Genomic DNA, 18,327 nt, shown 5'->3' on the forward strand with positions numbered 1-18,327 from the left:
CCGCTCAGGGCCTCGTTGCAGCGAGCGTCGCATAGACATCGCCCGAGTTGGCGCGTTGGGGCAATGCGGCGAGATGGTCCCGCATCGCCCCGGCGACAATGGGCTCAGCGAAGGCGAGGCGCTGCTCCTCGCCGAGCGACAGGTTGAAGCGGTAGCGGCCGAGATCGGCGAGCCGGTCGAGGCAGCGGCCGGCTACGTCGCGGGCGATGGTGGTGAACTCGAAGGACAGCGCGGGCAGCGGCTGCGACAGCCCGGCAAGGACCGCGTCCTCGAAGCCCTCGACGTCGATCTTGACGAAGGCCGGCAAGCCATGGCGGGCGATCAGCGCATCGAGGCTCGTCATCGGCACCGACAGGGTGCGGTCCCAGCGCTGCTCGCGCCAGCCATCGGCGTCGCGCGCGGCGGCGAGGAACGCGCCGGAGGCGGTGGTGACGGTGGGATTGGCGCTGTTGACGTGGAGTTCGATGGTCCCCTCCGCTGCGCCGACGGCGGCTTCGACGAGGGTCACGTCCCGGTCGCGGCCATGGACGAGACGCAGGAGGCGCATCGGCCCCGGCTGCGGCTCGACCGCGACGACACGCGCACCGATGCGGCGGAACGACGAGGTCCGGTCGCCGACATGGGCGCCGATGTCGAAGGCAAGGTCCCCGGGGGCGAGGAAGCGGCGATGGAGCGCATCCATGGCGCGATGGCGGGCGCGGTTGCCGTGATAGAGGACGAGGGAGCGGACGAGCCCGCGCCATTCGGTCAAGGTGGCGCCGAGCCTGCTCATGCGGCGACGGCCACCGGCTGCGGCGCCGGGCGTGCGAGGGCCGCGATCTCGGCAGGCTCGTCGAATTCCTCGGGGATGGCGCAGAGCCGATGCCGCGCGAGGAAAGCGCCGAAGGCCGGCCGCGCGGTGACGACGGCGAAGGGGATGGCGAGCAGATAGCCCGCCGTGAGCGGCAGGCTCCACAGGAGGGCGGCCGGCGAGGCCCAGGCCAGCGCGCCGCAGACGAGGAGGCCGAACAGGGTCTGCGGCCACAGCCCGGCCGCTGCGGTTGCCCAGGAGAGAGCATGGGCATCCCGCTCCTGGCCGTTCCAGCCCACATGTGCCCGCCCGGCGAGGAGGCCGAGCATGAAGAGGCTGGTGCGGAAGGAGGACACCGCCCCCTGCAGGAAGGCGAAGACGATCTCGATGAAGGCCGAAAGGGCAAAGCGCGCCCCGCCGCCGTAGCGGGTGAGCCCGTCACGCGTCAGCGCGATGTCGGCGAGGCCGGCGAGCTTGGGGAAGAGGCAGATGAACAGGAAAAGGCTGTAGAGGCCAGCCGCCAGGGCCGTCGGGAAGGCGCCCGCCGCCTGTGCCTCGCGCACCGCGAAGGGCGACAGCGCGATCATCGCCGTCATGGCCGGCAGGCCAACGAACATCAGGATGGCCCACAGGAGCTGGAAACGGCTCATCGGGTGGAGACCCGGCAGGCCGAGAAGCCTGACGTATTGCATGTTGCCGAGGCACCAGCGCAGGTCCCGGCGGACGAAATCCACGACCGTGGGCGGGTTTTCCTCCCAAGTGCCGCCCTCGACCGGCAGGACGCGTACCTCGTAGCCGGCGCGGCGCATGAGCGCAGCCTCCACCTGGTCATGTGACAGGATGGGGCCGCCGAGCGGGGGGCGAGCGCGAAGCACCGGCAGATGGCAGTCGTCGCGAAAGGGCGCGATGCGCACGAGTGCGTTGTGACCCCAGAAGGGCCCGCAATCGCCAGCCCACCAGGCGCTTCCCATGGTGTAGGGCCGCATGCCGTGGCGCATGCCGAACTGGAAGATGCGCGCGAAGCCGCTCGCGGCCGGCATGCCCGTGACGAGGCTCTGCAGGATGCCGAGGCGGGGGTAGGCCTGCATCATGCGCACCATGGAGACGATCGTCTCGCCCGCCATCAGGCTGTCGGCATCGAGCGGCAGCATCAGCTCGTACTCGCCGCCCCAGCGGGCGCAGAAATCGCGCAGGTTGCCGGCCTTGTAGCCCACATTGTCCTCTCGCCGGCGATAGACGGCCCTGGCACCATCCGCGAGCGTGGCGCGGAAGGCCGCGAAGGCCTCCTCCTCGGCGGCGGCGATCTCGGGACGGGAGGTATCGCTCAGGACGAAATAGGCGAAGTGGTGCCCGTGACCGGTGCGGGCGATGCTCTCGGCGACAGCCGAGAGGCGCGAGAAGGCGCGCGCCGGATCCTCGTTGCGCAACGTCATAAGCACGGCGGTACGCAGGAATACGGCCTCGCCCGAGTTGCCGGCGCTGGCGAAGGGCGCGACCTCGGCAAGTCCCTCGCGTCGGCCGTGCAGCAGCCACAGGCCGATGATGGCATTCCAGAAGCCGAGCACGGTCCAGGGCGTGACGAGCAGAAAGCAGGTGAGGAGGAGGCCGTCGAGAAGGCTCCATCCGCCGGCGGAGAGGATCCATGCCATGGCCGCGGCGAGAGCGCCGCATGTGGCGAGGTTCAGCGCACCGACCACGGTCCGTCGCCGCCGCAGCGTCGTGGTGGACTGCATTCCGCTCGGTGTCGTAGATGAGGAGGGTGCCCCCTCGATGAGGGTGAGGGTCACAGGATCGAGCCGTTCCGTCATCTGGCACCGTCCGCTGTCGCGCCGCGGCGATATAGAGCAAAACGAAGAGAAGTGCGATGGGCATTAACGCAAGGAACCGCGAGGGTTCCGGCATTTTCGCACTGTGGTACGTGGAGCCGCGCCGCACCGAACTGCGTCCCGTCGCGCCGATCGAGCCCGGGCCCGGAGACGTCATGGTCCGCACCCTGTTCAGCGGCATCAGCCGCGGCACGGAGCGCCTCGTCTTCAACGGCCTGTGCCGCCGGAGCCATCGCCGGCGCATGTGCGCGCCGATGCAGGAGGGGACCTTTCCGTTCCCGGTGAAATACGGCTATTGCGCCGTCGGCCTGGTGGAGGCCGGGCCGGCAAATCTCGTCGGCCGCACGGTCTTTGTGCTGCACCCGCACCAGCAGATGTTCGCGGCGCCGGCCGCCGCCGTCGCCGCGGTGCCGGAAGCCGTGCCCGCCCGCCGCGCCGTGCTCGCCGCCAATATGGAGACGGCGCTCAACGCCGTCTGGGACGCCGGGGCGGGACCGGGGGACAGGATTGCGGTGGTGGGGGCCGGCGTCGTCGGCCTCCTGGTCACGTTCCTGTGTGCCGGCCTGCCCGGCGCGGAGGTGACCGTCGTCGATACCGACCCGTCGCGCGCGGCGGTGGTGCGGCGTTTCGGCGCCGGTTTCGCCCTGCCGGGCGCGGCCCCGGGGGAGGCGGATGTCGTCATTCACGCCAGCGGCACGGCGGCCGGCCTCGCGACAGCGCTGTCGCTGTGCGGCGACGAGGCCATGCTCGTCGAACTGAGCTGGTACGGCGACGAGGCGGTGCCGGTTCATCTCGGCGGCGAGTTCCACGCCCGCCGCCTCAGGCTCGTGTCCTCGCAGGTCGGGCAGGTCGCGGCCTCGCGCCGCCCGCGCTGGGAGGCGGGGCGGCGCCTCGCCAAGGCGCTCTCGCTGCTCGCCGACGCGCGGCTCGACGACCTGATCACCGGCGAGGTCGCCTTCACCGATCTGCCGGAGGCGCTGCCCGCGATCCTCGACGGGGAGACGGGCGGGCTGATGACTGCGGTGCGCTATCAATGACAGGCCCGATCGAGGGAGGGTGCCATGTATGCCGTCGAGGTTCGTGACCACGTCATGATCGCCCACAGTTTCCGCGGTGATCTGTTCGGGCCGGCGCAGGCCCTGCACGGGGCGACCTTCATCGTCGATGTGGCTTTTTTCCGGAAGGAACTGACGGCCGAGGGGGTGGTCGTCGACATCGGCCGCGCCCACGAGGCGCTGAAGACGGTGCTCTCGCCGCTCAACTACCGCAATCTCGACGACCTGCCGCAGTTTGCCGGCTGCAATACAACGACGGAATTCCTGAGCCGTCACATCTTCGATGCGATGGCAAAGGCGGCTCGCGGCGGCGCGCTCGGGCCGGGCGGGGAGGGCATCGATCACATCCGCGTGACGCTGCACGAGAGCCATGTGGCCCGGGCGTGGTTCGAGGGGCTCGTGGCCCGTGCCTGACGTCGTCTTCGCCATTCCGGGCGACCTCGCCAGCCCGACGGGCGGCTACGCCTATGCGCGACGGATGCTCAACGACCTGCCGGCGCAGGGCATCGACATCGCCCATTTGACGCTGGCGGCGGGCTTTCCTTTTCCGACCGATGCCGAGCTTGCGGCAACCGCGGCGGCCTTCGCGGATACACCGCGCGACGCCGTGCTCCTGATCGACGGGCTTGCCTGCGGCGCCCTGCCGGCCGTCTTGCTGCGCGGGTGCGGCAGACGATGCGCGGCGCTGGTGCACCATCCGCTCGGCCATGAGACCGGCCTTTCCGACGCGGCGCGGCGGCAGCTCCTCGCCAGCGAGCGTGCGGCGCTTGCGGCGGTCGATGCCGTCGTCGCGACGAGCGCGCCGACGGGCCGGGTGCTCGCGTGCGAATTCTGTGTTGCCGCCGATCGGCTGACGATCGCGGAACCGGGCACCGATCCGGCCTCTCGCGCGCCCGCCGATGGCGAGCCGCCGCATCTCATCGCCGTCGGGGCCGTCTCGCCGCGCAAGGGCTATGACGTTCTTGTCGCGGCACTCGCACGCCTTTCCACGCTGTCGTGGCGCGCCACCATCGTCGGCAGCCTCGACCGTGCGCCGGAGGAGGCGGCGCGGCTGCGGGCGCTGATCGCCGGGGCGGGGCTTGCCGGTCGCGTCGCGCTGGCAGGCGCCTGTGACGATGCGGCGCTGGAGCGCACCTATGCATCGGCCGACCTCTTCGTGATGGCCTCGCACTATGAAGGTTACGGCATGGTCCTCACGGAGGCGCTGGCGCGTGGCCTGCCCATCGTGACGACCCGCGTCGGGGCGGCGGACGAGCGCGTACCGGATACCGCCGCGCTCAAGGTGCCGCCGGGCGATACGGCTGCCCTTGCCACAGCGCTCGAGACGGTCCTCGGCGACCGGGAGAGGCGTTCGGTCATGGCGGAAGCCGCTTGGCGCGCAGGGCAGGCGCTGCCGCGCTGGGACGATGCCGCGGCCGCGATCGCCGGCGTCATCCGCTCGCTGGCCGGACGGGGGAGGGCGGCGTGAGCGGCTTTTCCGCCGAATGGCTCGCCCTGCGCGAGCCGGCCGACCATGCGGCGCGCAACCGCGATCTCCTGATGGCGGCCACCGCGGCGGTGGCGGACCGGCAACCGTTGCACGTCCTCGATCTCGGCTGCGGCACGGGGGCCAACCTCCGGGCGACGGCGCCACAGCTCGGCCCGGAGCAGCACTGGCGGCTCGTCGATCACGATGCCCTTCTGCTTGCGAAGGCGCGGGAGGAGCTGCGCTGCTGGGCCGATGCGACCTTCGCCGAGGACACCGGCGGCCTTGTGCTGTCCGCCGCCGGGCGCCGCATCGGGGTTTCCTTCATCGCGCATGACCTCTCCGGCGGGATCGGGCCGCTCCTCGCGGCGCCGACCGATCTCGTGACGGCGGCCGCCTTGTTCGATCTCGTATCGGCGGCGTGGATCGAGACCTTCGTGCAAGCGGTCGCGGTGGCAAGGCTGCCCTTCTATACGGCGCTGACATACGACGGCCGGGAGGCTTGGGAGCCGCCGCACGCGGACGATGAGGCGGTGCACGGCGCTTTCCTCGCCCACCAGCAGCGCGACAAGGGCTTCGGTCCGGCGGCCGGGCCGCGTGCAACCGGGCTTCTCGCGGACGGCTTTCGTGGTGCGGGCTATACCGTCAGCGAGGCGGCGAGCCCCTGGCGACTGACCGAGCGCGAACGGGCGCTCGTCGCGATGCTTGCCGACGGCACGGCTGCCGCGGTGGGCGAGACCGGACAGGTGGCGGCGGACCGGCTCGCCGCCTGGCGCGCTGCACGTGCTCAGGCATCGCGCTGCCTTGTCGGTCACGCCGATCTCCTCGCCGTGCCGCCTCACGCCGATCAGTAGCGGCGGGCTGGCAGCATCCGCTCCAGCACCCCGTCGCGGCGCACGAAGCCGTGCCAGAGGCCGGCGCCGATATGCAGGGTCGCGAGCGCCGCCAGCGTGAAGGCGGCGAGCTTGTGCAGGCCGAGCAGCGTCTCCGACAGGGCCTCGTCCTTGGGGAGGATCGGCGGCAGCACGAAGAGGCCGAAGACCGTGATCTGCGCCCCGAAGGCCGAAGTCCCGGCCCAGCCGAGCAGCGGTACCAGGAAGATGAGCACGTAGAGCGCCCGGTGCACTGTGACGGATAGCGCCTGCAGCAGGCGGCCGAGCGAGGGATGGGGCGCCGGCGCTCCGCGCACGAGGCGGACCGAAAGGCGCACGGCCGCCAGGGCGAGCACCGTGACGCCGAAGGAGCGGTGCAGGTCGTAGAGGGCGTTCTGGGTTGGCCCCGGCGTCGCATTGACCATGGCGATGCCGAGCGGGATCGTGGTCAGGATGGCGAGCGCCATGAGCCAGTGCAGCCACTTAGCCGTGGGGCCGTAGCCCTCGTGCATCGGTCTCGGCGACAAGGCTGGCCTCCCCGTTGCGGCGCCTCATGTCACAGTCGAACAGAATGTCGCCGTCAGCAAGCGGATAGATGTCGGTCGCCGGCCTGAGCGCCTCGCTTAGAGGGCCGATCGGCGCTAGCTCGAGCCCGGCCCGTCCCGAGCCGATGATGATGGGCGCGACGAGGAGATGCAGCCGGTCGATGCAGCCGGCATCGAGGAAGGCCGAGATGGTGCGCGCGCCCCCCTCGATCAGCAGGCGGCGCATCCCGCGGGCTGCCAGAGCCGCGATGATGGCATGCGGATCGAGCCGGCCGCCGGCGAGCGGCAGGACAACCTCCTCGACCCCCGCCGGGCGTGGGACGGAGGCGCCGCTCACTACGAGGCGCCGCGCATTAGGGCTCGTCATGCAGCGGGCGTCCGGCGGCAGGCGCCCGCGCGGGTCGAGCACGACCCGGGCCGGGTTCGACCCGGCAACGCGCCGCACGGTGAGTTGCGGATCGTCCGCGATGACCGTGCCGACACCCACGACGACCGCATCGACGGCCGCTCGCAGGTGATGGAGATGGTCGAGCGCAGCCGCCCGGTTGATGTAACGGGAATCACCGGTGGGCGTGGCGATACGCCCGTCAAGCGACTGTCCGAGCTGTGCGACCACGAGGGTGCTGCCCTGCGGCACATCGGCTATGCGCGCCAGCGCACGATGTGTTAAGCAATCCACCGGCGTGGAACGCCCGTCCATCTCGTCGGGTGTGGTCACAGGGCCCTCTTGCTGCTGCATGGTTTCCCGCCGGGTAGGGCATCGTCATTCGTCGAAGGCATGCCCTGTTCATACATCGGCAACGGGCGTGCCGCCATGGCATGGCCGGCGCCGCAGGAGACATATCAGCCGTCGCGCCACAGGAAGAGCCTTGCCGGACATCGTTTCGATACACATGTGTCGCATGTTTTGCGGTTCGTAGGGACCGGCAGGTTTCACGGCCACAGAACTATGGCCCACGAGAGTTCACCGCCGATGAGTTCAGATTTTATCAAGGATCGCGGCCAGATCAGCGTCGAACGGGCGCTGGCGGAGTTCCGTGCAGGCCGCCCCGTCCGCATTACCGGACGCGGGGTCTCCGTGCTGGCCGTGGGGATCGAGGGCCTCGACGAGGAACTCGCGGCGGCGCTGGAGCGCAAGGCGGCCGATCGGGCCCGGCTCGTGCTGCCGACGGCGCGCCTGCGGCGTCTCGGGGCGGAACGGGCGAGCGCCGGCATCATCGCCCTGCCGGAGATCGACCTGCGCCGGGTCATGCACCTGTCGCTCGCCAGCGATGCGCGGCTCGACGCGCCCGTCGGCTGCCTGCAGCCGCTCGACGAGGCGGCGCTCGAGCTGGCGCGCCTGTCGCTTGTCCTGCCGGCGGTCGTCACCGTGTCGGTCTCGCCGCAAGACCCGGCGCTAGCCGATGTGGTGGCCGTCTCTGAAGACGACATCGCCGCCTTTCGCCTGAGCCAGGTGCGCTCGCTGCGCATCGTCGGGCGCGCGCCGGTGCCGCTCGAGGGGGCCAGCGAGACGGAGTTCGTCGTCTTCCGCGGCGGCGAGGGGCTGCGCGACCAGGTGGCCATCGTCGTCGGCCGGCCGGACCTCGCGCAGACGGTGCCGGTGCGCCTGCACTCGGCCTGCCTCACTGGCGACCTCTTCGGCAGCCTCAAATGCGACTGCGGCGACCAGTTGCGCAATACCGTGCAGTGGATGGCGGAGAACGGCGGCGGCATCCTGCTCTATCTCGACCAGGAAGGGCGCGGCAACGGCATCGCCAACAAGATGCGCGCCTACAAGCTGCAGGCGCAGGGCTTCGACACCTATGACGCGGACGAGATCCTCGGCTTCGGGCTCGACCAGCGCCGGTTCGACTTTGCCGCCGAGATGCTGCGCCAGCTCGGCGTCGCCAGCGTCAGCATCATGACCAACAACCCGGAGAAGATCGCGGCCCTGAAGGCGGCGGGCCTTGCCGTCGTCGACGAGCAGCGCGTCATTGGCCGGCCGACCAGCGAGAACATCCGCTATCTCGCGGCCAAGCGCGAGCGTGCTGGCCACTTCATCGACATCGATGCGCTGTCGGCGCATCTGCCGCCGCGCGACTGATCGGGAAGGGCACTTCGCCGGGAGCAACGGGGCCGACGGCCCACGGCCTGCCAGTGTTCTTGGTTGCGGGCAGGACGGCCGCCGTCTGGCGTCGACGCGCTCTTGTCCATGGCCTATAGCAGGGGCGTTGCGACGATTCCGAGAGGCCGCCGATGAAGACGCTGTTCGCCCTGCCGCCGACGCCCGTCATTCCCGTGGTCGGCCGCGAGGCCGGCTTCCCGGTGCGCCGCGTGTTCTGTGTCGGGCGCAACTACGCCGAGCACGCGCGCGAGATGGGGCGGGATCCGGACCGCGAGCCGCCCTTCTTCTTCACCAAATGGGCCGAGACGGTGGTGCCTGGGGGCGGCGAGATCGCCTATCCGCGGCAGACGAAGAACTATCACTTCGAGCTCGAGATGGTCGTCGCCATCGACGGGGCGGGGCAGGACCTCGACGAGGAAGCGGCGGCGAAGATCGTCTTCGGCTATGCCGTCGGCCTCGACATGACGCGGCGCGACCTGCAGGCGGCGGCGAAGGATCTGGCCCGGCCGTGGGACTTCGCCAAGAACGTCGAGCAGTCGGCGCCGGTCGGCGCCATCACGCCGGCCGCCGAGACCGGACCGTTCGATCGTGCCGCAATGGAGCTCAAGGTCAATGGCACGACCCGCCAGCGCGGCGATATCGCGGACATGATCTGGCCGGTGGCGCCCATGCTGTCCCTCCTCTCGCGTTTCTACCGGCTGGAGCCTGGTGACCTCGTCATGACGGGGACGCCGGCCGGCGTCGGGGCGGTGGTGCCGGGGGACGTCATCGAGGCGACCATTGCTGGCCTCACGCCGCTGGCAGTGACGATCACCCAGCCATCTTCGCCTGATGGAGCCTGAGGACGATCGGCGAAGGCTGCGCCAGGCACCTGCGCCCATTGCCTCGTGACGGCGGGAGTGCTCCTTTAGGGAACCGGCCGGTGCCTTGCACATGCGGTGTTGGTCAGTTGCACTGACCTATCCCCTTGCAAAAGCGCGGGCCGCGAGTAGTCTCGTGGCAGCTCATAAGGCCGCATAATAAAAGGGGGGAATGCCGTGGGCTATTTTGTGGACCAGCTCATCAACGGGCTGACCCTCGGCTCTGTCTATGGCCTCATCGCCATCGGCTACACGATGGTCTACGGCATCATCGGCATGATCAACTTCGCCCATGGCGAGGTGTTCATGATCGGCGCTTTCATTTCCCTCATTGTGCTGCTCCTGCTGGCCCAACTCGGGGTCGCGGCGGTGCCCCTGGCCATCCTCGTGACGCTCGTGCTCACGGCGGTCTTCACGGCCTTGTGGGGCTTCGTCGTCGAGCGAATCGCCTACCGGCCGCTGCGGGGCTCCTTCCGCCTCGCACCGCTGATCTCGGCCATCGGCATGTCGATCTTCCTGCAGAACCTCGTGCAATTGCTGCAGGGCGCACGGGTGAAGCCGCTGCCTCCGGTGCTGACGGGGCGCATTCCGCTCGGCTCGATCGGCGACCATCAGCTGTCAGTAGCCGTGGTGCAGGTGGTCATCGTGGTCGTCACCGTGGTGCTGATGGCCGGCTTCAGCCTCGTCGTCTCGCGCACGGCGCTCGGCCGCGCGCAGCGCGCCTGCGAGCAGGACCGGCGCATGGCCGAACTGGTCGGCGTCAATGTCGACCGCACCATCTCGCTGACCTTCGTCTTCGGAGCCGCGCTCGCCGCCGTCGCCGGGCTGCTCTATACGATCTACTACGGCTCCATCGACTTCTTCATCGGCTTTTTCGCCGGGCTCAAGGCCTTCACTGCCGCCGTCCTCGGCGGCATCGGCTCGCTGCCCGGCGCCATGCTCGGCGGGCTGCTCATCGGCCTCATCGAGGCGCTGTGGTCGGCCTATTCCGACATCCAGTACAAGGACGTGGCGGTGTTCGCCATCCTCGTCCTCATCCTCCTCTTCCGGCCGACGGGACTGCTCGGCCGGCAGGAGGTGGAGAAGGTGTGAGCGCGAGACCTATCGCACCGCCGGTACTGCCGGACGGGGCGGATAAGGGAGGAAAGACCATGAATGCGATGACGAAACTGATGCTGTCCGCCTGTGCCGCCGCGCTTCTGGCGGCGGCGCCCGCACGGGCGGATGTGACCTTCGCCCTCGGCATCCCCGCCACCGGCGGGCAGATCGCCGCCATCGGCGCCCAGGCGCGGCTCGGCGCCGAAGCCGCGGTAAAGGCCATCAACGACAAGGGCGGCATCAAGGGCGAGAAGCTCGTGCTCGAGATCGCTGACGACCAGTGTGACCCCAAGAGCGCGGTGAGCGCCGCCAACCAGGTGGTGTCGAAGGGCATCCGCTTCGTCGTCGGCCACCTGTGCTCCGGCGCTTCGATCGCGGCCTCCGGCGTCTATGACGAGGAAGGCATCTTGATGATGACCGCCTCGGCCACCTCGCCGGAGCTGACCGAGCGCGGCATGAAGCTCGTCTTCCGGGCCTGCGGGCGTGACGACCAGCAGGGCGTCGTCGCAGCCAAGTTCATCGCCGACAAGTTCAAGGGCAAGAAAGTCGCCATCGTCCACGACAAGCAGGTCTATGGCCAGGGCCTGGCCGAGGCGGCCAAGAAGACCCTCGCCGACGCGGGCGTGACGCCGGCCTATGAGGGCTCCGTCAATGCCGGCGAGCGTGATTTTTCGGCGCTCGTCGCTCGCCTCAAGCAGGAGGGCATCGATATCGTCTATTACGGCGGCTATCATACCGAACTCGGCCTCATCGTGCGCCAGGCGCGCCAAGCCGGCCTCGAGACGCGCTTCGTCGGCGCGGACGGCCTCGCCACCAACGAGTTCTGGTCCATTGCCGGCGAGGGCGGGGCGGGCACGCTCTTCACCTTCAGCGCCGACGTGAAGGCGAAGCCTTCGGCCCAGAGCGTCTACGAGGAACTGAAAAAGAAGGGCGAGCCGGACAACTTTGCCTTCTACTACTATGCGGCGGTGCAGACGCTGGCCGACGCCGTCGCACGGGCCGGCAAGGAGCCTGAGGCGGTGGCCGCAGACCTGCGCGCCAATGGCTTCGAGACGGTGGTCGGCACCTTCCGCTTCGACGCCAAGGGCGATCTCATCGACCCCGAATATGTCATCTTCGAGTGGCGCGACGGCGCCTATGCGCCGACGAAGCTCTGATCCTTTGCCGGAGCGGGCCGGCGGCCCGCTCCATTTTTCCGTCATCTGCCGCCTTCCCAAATCCGTCGGCATCGAGAGCCCGCGATGCAAGCCTCCTCCGCTTCCCCGGTCACCGACAGGCTGCGCGCAGCGCTGCGCGAGGCGGCGATCGCCGGCATCATCATGATCGGCATCGCGCTCCCGCTTGTCGGCTTTCGCCTGCAGGAGACGCCGGGGCAGGGACTCGGCATCGCCTACCGTTTCGATCAGGTGGTGATCGCCGGGGTCGTCGTGGCGATCGGCCGCTTCCTGGTCGCGCTCTTCCGGCCCGAGCTTCAGCAATTGCGCGGGCGCCTCGCCCAGGGGGGCGCGCGCACGGTGCGTGGCGGGCGCGTGTCGCAGACGGCCATCGGGATCGCGGCCTGCCTGCTGGCCTTCGCGCTCCCCTTCCTGCCAATCGCCGACCGCTACATCGTCGATACAGCGACGACGGTGCTCATCTATACGATGCTCGGCCTAGGGCTGAACATCGTCGTCGGCCTCGCCGGGCTGCTCGATCTCGGCTATGTCGCCTTTTACGCCATCGGTGCCTATTCCTTCGCTCTCCTTGCAACGCATTACGATTTCTCGTTCTGGATGTGCCTGCCGATTGCCGGCGTCATGGCGGCGTTTCTCGGCATCATCCTCGGCTTTCCGGTGCTGCGCCTACGCGGCGACTATCTCGCCATCGTGACGCTCGGCTTCGGCGAGATCATCCGCATCATCCTCATCAATTGGGGCGCCCTGACCGGCGGGCCGAACGGCATCACCAACATTCCGCGGCCGAGCTTCTTCGGCGCGCCCTTCACCCGTACGGCGGCGGAGGGCGAGGTGCCCTTCCACGAACTGTTCGGCCTCTCCTTCTCCTCCATGCACCGGGTCCTGTTCCTCTACTATCTCATCCTGGTGCTGGTGGTGCTGACGGCGGTGATCGCGGCGCGCCTGCGGCGCCTGCCCATCGGCCGCGCCTGGGAGGCGCTGCGCGAGGATGAGGTGGCCTGCCGGGCACTCGGCGTGAATGCGACGCGCGTCAAGCTCTCCGCCTTCGCCATCGGGGCGATGTTCGGCGGCTTCGCGGGCACGTTCTTCGCCACGCGCCAGGGATTCATCAGCCCGGAGAGCTTCACTTTCATCGAATCCGCCCTCGTGCTCGCCATCGTCGTCCTCGGCGGCATGGGCAGCCAACTCGGAGTCGCGTTGGCCGCCATCATCGTCGTCGCGCTGCCGGAGATGACGCGCGAATTCGCCGAACTGCGCATGCTGCTCTTCGGCGCGGCCATGGTGCTCGTCATGGTGTGGCGCCCGCGCGGCCTCATCGGCACGCGCCGGCCGAGCGTGACGCTCGCGCGCTTCACGAGTTGAGCGAGTGCCATTCATCAATTGTCGTGATGTTGTGAAGTGCCGAGCTGCCGGGCATGTCATAAAATTGCTGTAACAAGAGCGTGCCGGCAGCGATGAAGTCGGGCCGGGCGGCTTCCAAGTACGATCATTGCTCGATCGCGATTTTCCGTAAATTATTGAGATATAACGGCTTTATTTCTTCTTTTTGTGTTCTTCCGCGCCGTCGCGCGCTATTATTCCGACCAATCGGGAGGAAAATATCGTGCTGATGACATCGACTGCATTCCGCGATCACGAAGAAGTCGCGTTTTTCCGCGACCCGCACAGCGGGCTCAAGGCGATCATAGCAGTGCATTCGACGGCGCTCGGGCCGGCGTGCGGCGGTGTGCGCTTCCATGCCTATGGCAACGAGCAGGAGGCGATCGACGACGTCCTGCGCCTCAGCGCCGCCATGAGTCTCAAGAGCGCGCTCGCCGGCCTGCCGCTGGGCGGCGGCAAGTCCGTCATCATCGGTGATCCGGGAAAAGACAAGACGCCGGCGCTGCTCGCCGACTTCGGGCGTGCGGTGGAGTGCCTCGGCGGGCGCTACATCGCCGCCGAGGACGTGGGCATGAGCCCGTCGGACATTGCCATTGTCGGCGGCGAGACGCGCCATGTGGCCGGTCTCGACCAGGGCCCGGCGGCGAGCGGCGATCCTTCGCCCGTCACGGCGCGCGGGGTGTGGCGTGGCATCGAGGTGGCGGTGCGCCACCGTCTCGGCCGCAACACGCTCGAGGGGATCACGGTCGGCGTGCTCGGCCTCGGCCATGTCGGCGGTGCTCTGGCCGGCCTCTTGAGCGATGCCGGCGCTAGGCTCGTCGTGGCGGATATCGCCGAGGAGCGGTGCCGGACCGTTGCGGACCGGTGCGGGGCACGCATCGTCGATGTCGATGTGCTCGTCGGCGAGCGGCTCGATGTCTTTGCCCCTTGCGCGCTCGGCGGCATCCTCAATGCCGAGACCGTCGGGCAGCTCGAGGCGCCGGTGGTCGCGGGTGCGGCGAACAATCAACTGGCCGATGAGACGATTGCTGATGCGCTCCACGCGCGTGGCATCCTCTATGCACCGGATTTTGCCATCAATGCCGGCGGCATCGTCAATGTAGCCGCCGAGATCGCCGGCAATTACGACCGGGCCGCGGTGATGCGTCGGGTGGACCGGATTGGTGACACGCTCGACGAGATCTTCTTGCGCGCGGCGCGGGAAGGACGCTCCCCGCATTTCGTCGCCGTCGATCTCGCGCAGGAGCGTCTTGACGCGGCACGCGCGGCACGGCAGCAAACGCGGTGAGGATCATTCCGGAACCGGGAGGGGAGAGAATGCACAAGAGAACCGTTGTCGGCACATTGGCCGGCTTGCTGCTGGGCGCCGGTCTGGCCCAGGCCCAGACGCCGAAGGTAGCCATCACGGCGATCGTCGACCATCCCGCGCTCGAGGCGGTGCGCGATGGCGTGAAGGAAGGCCTCGCCAAGGCTGGCTATGCCGAGGGCAAGGACGTCACCTTCGTCTATGAGAGCGCTCAGGGCCAAGCGCCGACCGCGGTGCAGATCGCGCGTCAGTTCGTGGGTGACAAGGCGTCCGTCATCGTTGCCATCTCGACCCCCTCGGCTCAGGCGGTGGCGTCGGCGACGAAGTCGATCCCGGTGATCTTCAGCGCCGTCACCGACCCGGTGGGCGCCCAACTCGTGAAATCCACCGAGAAGCCGGGCGGCAACGTCACCGGCGTATCGGACATGGCCCCCTTCGCCGACCAACTCGCCCTCGTCAAGGAGATCACGCCGAACGTGAAGACGATCGGTGTGCTGTTCAACCCGGGCGAAGCCAATTCCGTCACCTCGCTCGCCATGATCAAGGCTGCCGCCGAGAAGCTCGACCTTGCCGTCGTCGAGGGGCCGGCGACCAAGTCGGCCGAGGTGCAGGCAGCGGCGCGTGGGCTCATCGGCAAGGCCGACGCCCTCTTCGTGCCGACCGACAACACCATCGTCTCGGCCTTCGAGGCGGCGGTGGGCGCGGCCCAGCAGGGCAAGATCCCGGTCTATGCCGCCGATACCGACAGCGTGGCCCGCGGGGCGCTCGCCTCCGTCGGCTTCAACTACAAGCAGATCGGTCTCGAGACGGCAGAGCTCGTCGCGAAGGTGCTGAAGGGCGAGAACCCCGGCGACCTGCCGGTGGTCTTCGCCCAGGGCACCGACCTCCACCTCAACAAGGGGATGGCCGCCAAGCTCGGCATCACGCTGCCGGAGGCGCTCGTCGCCAAGGCCGCCAAGGTCGTCGACTGACGAAGCGGAGCATCAGCCAAATTCAACGGGGGCGCATGCCGCGGCTGTGGCGTGCGCCCCGATTTGCGAGAAAGCGTTGCGGGGCGACGCCCGGCACGCCACAGTCAGGAGCCCTGCGGGGGCGAGAGGCCGGGGACGGTCCCGGCGCACCGGCGCAGGTTGAACAGGTCGTCGCATGAGTCAAATCGCCCTCGTGGGTGCCGTCGAGCTGGGGCTCGTCTATGCGCTCGTCGCCCTCGGCGTCTATCTTTCCTTCCGGGTCCTCGATTTTCCCGATCTGACGGTCGACGGCTCGTTCCCGCTTGGCGCTGCCGTGGCCGCGACGATGATCGTGTCTGGCTTCGATCCCTGGCTCGCGACCTTCGTCGCTATCGTCGCCGGCGCGCTCGCAGGTTTTGCCACGGCCTTCGTCAGCGTGCGCTTCGGCGTGCTGCACCTGCTCGCGTCGATCCTCACCATGATCGCGCTGTTCTCGGTGAATCTGCGTATCATGGGGCGGCCGAACGTGGCGCTCCTGACGCAGGAGACGGTGCTGACGCCCTTCGTCGGCCTTGGGCTCGACGACCTGTGGGTGCGCCCGCTATTCCTCGCCGTGATCGTTCTCGTTGCGCTCATCGGCCTTGCTTGGTTCCTGCGCAGTGAAACAGGGCTTGCCATGCGCGCCACCGGCGCCAATCCGCGCATGGCGCGCGCCCAGGGGGTGCGCGTCGGTGCACAGGTCATCGCCGGCGTCATGCTGTCGAACGCGCTCGTCAGTCTCGCCGGGGCGCTCTTTGCACAGACAAACGGCTTCGCCGATGTCACGTCCGGCGTCGGCACCATTGTCGTCGGCCTTGCCGCGGTCATCGTGGGCGAAACGGTGATGCCGTCGCGGCGCCTTTGGGTGGCGCTCGTCTCCTGCATCGTCGGCGCGGTCATCTATCGCCTTGCGGTACAGCTTGCGCTCAGCGCCGATTTCCTCGGCCTGCAGGCCTCCGACCTCAATCTCGCGACCGCCCTCCTGGTGCTCGTCGCGCTGGTGCTGCCGAAGCTGCGCGGGCGCGCGCTCGGCCGGACCCTTGGTCGGAGGGCCGGGGCATGATCGCCGTCGAGAATCTCTCCGTCGTCTTCAATGCTGGCACGCCGCTGGAGCGGCGGGCCCTGCGGGGCGTGTCACTGGCCCTTGCCAATGGCGAATTCGTCTGTGTCATCGGCTCGAACGGCGCTGGCAAGTCGACGCTGCTTGGCGCCATTGCCGGCGACGTGTCGGCCGCGGCGGGCCGCATCCTCGTTGCCGGCCGGGACGTGACGCGCCAGCCGGCGGAGGCGCGGGCGCAGCATGTCGCCCGCGTGTTTCAGGATCCGCTCGCCGGCAGCTGCGGCAATCTCTCGATCGCCGAGAACCTTGCGCTCGCCGCGGGCCGCGGCAGCCGGCGCGGCTTCGGCAATGCCCTGCGCCGCGAGCGTGCCGAGATGCTCGTCACGCGCATCAGGGAACTGGCGCTCGGCCTCGAGGACAGGCTTGACCAGCCGATGGGCTCGCTCTCGGGCGGGCAGCGGCAGGCATTGTCGCTCGTCATGGCGACGCTCGCCCCCTCGAGTGTCCTGCTGCTCGACGAGCACACGGCCGCGCTCGACCCGCGCAACGCCGATTTTGTGCTCGACCTCACGCGCATGCTTGCGGAGCGGTTCGCGCTCACCGTGCTCATGGTGACCCATTCCATGCGCCAGGCGCTCGACCTTGGCACGCGCACCATCATGCTGCACGAAGGTCAGATCCTGCTCGACGTCTCCGGCGAGCATCGCAGCAAGCTGTCGGTGGAGGATCTCATCGACGCCTTCCGCAAGGCACGCGGCGAAGAACTGGCTGAGGACCGGCTGCTGACGAGCTGAGTACGATACGCGAGCGGTCCTGATCCCTCCCCTTCAGGGGAGGGTGGATCGGTCCGAAGGACCGAGACGGGTGGGGCCGAGGCCGGGATCGACGCCTTGATGTTGAACGCGTAGCCCCCTCCGTCGCTGCTTCGCAGCGCCACCTCCCCCATGTGGGGGAGGATCGACGCCGCTTGAGCCGCGCATCACCGCTGCGGCGAGACAAGCCGGTCGCAAAATGCTAGCCAGCAGCGATTCATTCGTGCTCAAACGGAGGCGTCATGAGACTGAACGGCAAGACGGCGCTGGTAACGGGCGCCGCATCGGGCTTCGGCAAGGGCATTGCGGCCACCTTCGCGCGTGAGGGCGCGCGCGTCGCCGTGCTCGACCTCGATCTGGCGTCGGCCGAAGCGACTGCGGCCGAGATCGGTGGCGGCGCCATCGGCGTCGCGGCCGACGTGTCGCGGTGGGATCAGGTCGAGGCCGCGGCAAGGACGGTTCTCGCCGCCTTCGGCCGGCTCGACATTCTCGTCAACAATGCCGGCGTCAGCCACCGCAACCAGCCGATGCTCGATGTGAGCGAGGCGGAGTTCGACAAGGTCTTCGCCGTTAACGTCAAGTCCATCTATCTGATGGCGAAGGCCTTCGTGCCGCAATTCCGGGCGCAGGGCGGCGGCGTCATCCTCAATATCGGCTCGACGGCGGGCATCCGGCCGCGGCCCGGCCTTGCGTGGTACAACGCCTCCAAGGGCGCCGTGAATCTCCTGTCGAAGTCGATGGCCGTCGAGCTCGCGCCCGAGGGCATACGTGTCAATGCGCTCGCACCCGTCGCCGGCGAGACGCCGCTGCTCGCCACCTTCATGGGCGAGGACACGCCTGAGAAGCGGGCCGCCTTTCGTGCCTCGATCCCGCTCGGCCGGCTGTCGACGCCGCAGGACATCGCCAATGCGGCGCTGTTCCTGTGCTCGGACGAGGCGTCGATGATCACCGGCTCGGTGCTCGAGGTCGACGGCGGGCGCTGCGTTTGAG

18 protein-coding genes are annotated in these 18,327 nt (G+C 68.9%); 14 read left to right on the forward strand and 4 right to left on the reverse strand.

Annotation, left to right across the window (positions count from 1 at the left end; genetic code table 11):
- Positions 1-4: 4 nt before the first annotated feature.
- Both P2T65_RS01420 and mdoH read right to left on the reverse strand, forming a co-directional pair.
- On the reverse strand, positions 5-772 hold the full coding sequence (locus P2T65_RS01420; RefSeq protein ID WP_276199066.1) for an FkbM family methyltransferase: 768 nt from the start codon (positions 770-772) through the stop codon (positions 5-7).
- Positions 769-2,598 carry a glucans biosynthesis glucosyltransferase MdoH gene (gene mdoH, locus P2T65_RS01425; RefSeq protein ID WP_276199067.1) on the reverse strand — a complete coding sequence of 610 codons (1,830 nt, stop codon included), beginning with the start codon at positions 2,596-2,598 and terminating at the stop codon, positions 769-771. Before mdoH ends, P2T65_RS01420 begins: the two co-directional genes overlap by 4 nt.
- Positions 2,599-2,654: 56 nt before the next feature.
- On the opposite strand from mdoH, the gene P2T65_RS01430 reads away from it, so the two are divergent.
- From P2T65_RS01430 to P2T65_RS01445, 4 genes are read left to right on the forward strand one after another with little or no spacing between them, the layout of a single operon-like run.
- Positions 2,655-3,653 (forward strand): zinc-binding alcohol dehydrogenase, encoded by a 999-nt coding sequence (locus tag P2T65_RS01430; RefSeq protein ID WP_083585979.1) that lies wholly within the window; start codon positions 2,655-2,657, stop codon positions 3,651-3,653.
- A gap of 24 nt (positions 3,654-3,677) precedes the next feature.
- Positions 3,678-4,085 (forward strand): 6-carboxytetrahydropterin synthase, encoded by a 408-nt coding sequence (locus P2T65_RS01435; protein ID WP_276199068.1) that lies wholly within the window; start codon positions 3,678-3,680, stop codon positions 4,083-4,085.
- A complete protein-coding gene (locus tag P2T65_RS01440; protein WP_276199069.1) occupies positions 4,078-5,139 on the forward strand; it encodes a glycosyltransferase family 4 protein in 1,062 nt (353 codons plus the stop codon). Before P2T65_RS01435 ends, P2T65_RS01440 begins: the two co-directional genes overlap by 8 nt.
- Positions 5,136-5,990, forward strand: coding sequence for a class I SAM-dependent methyltransferase (locus P2T65_RS01445; RefSeq protein ID WP_276199070.1), 855 nt, complete (start codon positions 5,136-5,138; stop codon positions 5,988-5,990). Before P2T65_RS01440 ends, P2T65_RS01445 begins: the two co-directional genes overlap by 4 nt.
- Here P2T65_RS01445 and P2T65_RS01450 read toward each other — a convergent pair.
- The gene (locus P2T65_RS01450) at positions 5,984-6,535 is read right to left on the reverse strand and encodes a cytochrome b (protein ID WP_245280437.1); all 552 of its coding nucleotides are present in this window, start codon (positions 6,533-6,535) and stop codon (positions 5,984-5,986) included. The genes P2T65_RS01445 and P2T65_RS01450 overlap by 7 nt on opposite strands.
- The gene (locus tag P2T65_RS01455) at positions 6,492-7,271 is read right to left on the reverse strand and encodes a RibD family protein (RefSeq protein ID WP_346348312.1); all 780 of its coding nucleotides are present in this window, start codon (positions 7,269-7,271) and stop codon (positions 6,492-6,494) included. Before P2T65_RS01455 ends, P2T65_RS01450 begins: the two co-directional genes overlap by 44 nt.
- Before the next feature lie 255 nt (positions 7,272-7,526).
- Here P2T65_RS01455 and ribA point away from each other — a divergent pair, with 255 nt between their 5' ends.
- The 10 genes from ribA to P2T65_RS01505 all read left to right on the forward strand — a co-directional run bounded on the left by ribA (position 7,527) and on the right by P2T65_RS01505 (position 18,326).
- Entirely contained in the window at positions 7,527-8,636 is a 1,110-nt protein-coding gene (gene ribA, locus P2T65_RS01460; RefSeq protein ID WP_055457587.1) for a GTP cyclohydrolase II RibA, read from the forward strand.
- Positions 8,637-8,788: 152 nt separating this feature from the next.
- Positions 8,789-9,499: a fumarylacetoacetate hydrolase family protein gene (locus P2T65_RS01465; protein WP_276199071.1), complete on the forward strand. Its 711-nt coding sequence runs from the start codon at positions 8,789-8,791 to the stop codon at positions 9,497-9,499.
- A gap of 195 nt (positions 9,500-9,694) precedes the next feature.
- Positions 9,695-10,609, forward strand: a complete 915-nt coding sequence (locus P2T65_RS01470; protein WP_055457585.1) for a branched-chain amino acid ABC transporter permease — start codon at positions 9,695-9,697, stop codon at positions 10,607-10,609.
- Positions 10,610-10,668: 59 nt separating this feature from the next.
- Positions 10,669-11,772, forward strand: a complete 1,104-nt coding sequence (locus tag P2T65_RS01475; RefSeq protein ID WP_055457584.1) for an ABC transporter substrate-binding protein — start codon at positions 10,669-10,671, stop codon at positions 11,770-11,772.
- An 84-nt stretch (positions 11,773-11,856) separates the two neighbouring features.
- The gene (gene livM / locus P2T65_RS01480) at positions 11,857-13,152 is read left to right on the forward strand and encodes a high-affinity branched-chain amino acid ABC transporter permease LivM (RefSeq protein ID WP_055457583.1); all 1,296 of its coding nucleotides are present in this window, start codon (positions 11,857-11,859) and stop codon (positions 13,150-13,152) included.
- A gap of 247 nt (positions 13,153-13,399) precedes the next feature.
- Positions 13,400-14,458, forward strand: coding sequence for a Glu/Leu/Phe/Val dehydrogenase dimerization domain-containing protein (locus P2T65_RS01485; RefSeq protein ID WP_055457582.1), 1,059 nt, complete (start codon positions 13,400-13,402; stop codon positions 14,456-14,458).
- A gap of 29 nt (positions 14,459-14,487) precedes the next feature.
- A complete protein-coding gene (locus P2T65_RS01490) occupies positions 14,488-15,447 on the forward strand; it encodes an ABC transporter substrate-binding protein (protein ID WP_276199072.1) in 960 nt (319 codons plus the stop codon).
- 175 nt (positions 15,448-15,622) lie between these two features.
- On the forward strand, positions 15,623-16,528 hold the full coding sequence (locus P2T65_RS01495) for an ABC transporter permease (RefSeq protein ID WP_055457580.1): 906 nt from the start codon (positions 15,623-15,625) through the stop codon (positions 16,526-16,528).
- A complete protein-coding gene (locus tag P2T65_RS01500; RefSeq protein WP_063189982.1) occupies positions 16,525-17,319 on the forward strand; it encodes an ABC transporter ATP-binding protein in 795 nt (264 codons plus the stop codon). Before P2T65_RS01495 ends, P2T65_RS01500 begins: the two co-directional genes overlap by 4 nt.
- A gap of 260 nt (positions 17,320-17,579) precedes the next feature.
- Positions 17,580-18,326, forward strand: a complete 747-nt coding sequence (locus tag P2T65_RS01505; protein WP_055457578.1) for an SDR family oxidoreductase — start codon at positions 17,580-17,582, stop codon at positions 18,324-18,326.
- Position 18,327: the final 1 nt, after the last annotated feature.

Source organism: Chelatococcus sp. XZ-Ab1 (assembly GCF_029309855.1).
GTDB classification, from domain to species: domain Bacteria; phylum Pseudomonadota; class Alphaproteobacteria; order Rhizobiales; family Beijerinckiaceae; genus Chelatococcus_A; species Chelatococcus_A sambhunathii.

What these genes read in the sequence shown, in the direction of transcription:
- livM (WP_055457583.1), top strand. Translation starts at nt 11,857, where the DNA reads ATGCAAGCCTCCTCCGCTTCCCCGGTCACCGACAGGCTGCGCGCAGCG.
- P2T65_RS01485 (WP_055457582.1), top strand. Translation starts at nt 13,400, where the DNA reads ATGACATCGACTGCATTCCGCGATCACGAAGAAGTCGCGTTTTTCCGC.
- P2T65_RS01435 (WP_276199068.1), top strand. Translation starts at nt 3,678, where the DNA reads ATGTATGCCGTCGAGGTTCGTGACCACGTCATGATCGCCCACAGTTTC.
- P2T65_RS01495 (WP_055457580.1), top strand. Translation starts at nt 15,623, where the DNA reads ATGAGTCAAATCGCCCTCGTGGGTGCCGTCGAGCTGGGGCTCGTCTAT.
- P2T65_RS01490 (WP_276199072.1), top strand. Translation starts at nt 14,488, where the DNA reads ATGCACAAGAGAACCGTTGTCGGCACATTGGCCGGCTTGCTGCTGGGC.
- mdoH (WP_276199067.1), bottom strand. Translation starts at nt 2,598, where the DNA reads ATGACGGAACGGCTCGATCCTGTGACCCTCACCCTCATCGAGGGGGCA.
- ribA (WP_055457587.1), top strand. Translation starts at nt 7,527, where the DNA reads ATGAGTTCAGATTTTATCAAGGATCGCGGCCAGATCAGCGTCGAACGG.
- P2T65_RS01465 (WP_276199071.1), top strand. Translation starts at nt 8,789, where the DNA reads ATGAAGACGCTGTTCGCCCTGCCGCCGACGCCCGTCATTCCCGTGGTC.
- P2T65_RS01430 (WP_083585979.1), top strand. Translation starts at nt 2,655, where the DNA reads ATGGGCATTAACGCAAGGAACCGCGAGGGTTCCGGCATTTTCGCACTG.
- P2T65_RS01505 (WP_055457578.1), top strand. Translation starts at nt 17,580, where the DNA reads ATGAGACTGAACGGCAAGACGGCGCTGGTAACGGGCGCCGCATCGGGC.
- P2T65_RS01420 (WP_276199066.1), bottom strand. Translation starts at nt 772, where the DNA reads ATGAGCAGGCTCGGCGCCACCTTGACCGAATGGCGCGGGCTCGTCCGC.
- P2T65_RS01475 (WP_055457584.1), top strand. Translation starts at nt 10,669, where the DNA reads ATGAATGCGATGACGAAACTGATGCTGTCCGCCTGTGCCGCCGCGCTT.
- P2T65_RS01500 (WP_063189982.1), top strand. Translation starts at nt 16,525, where the DNA reads ATGATCGCCGTCGAGAATCTCTCCGTCGTCTTCAATGCTGGCACGCCG.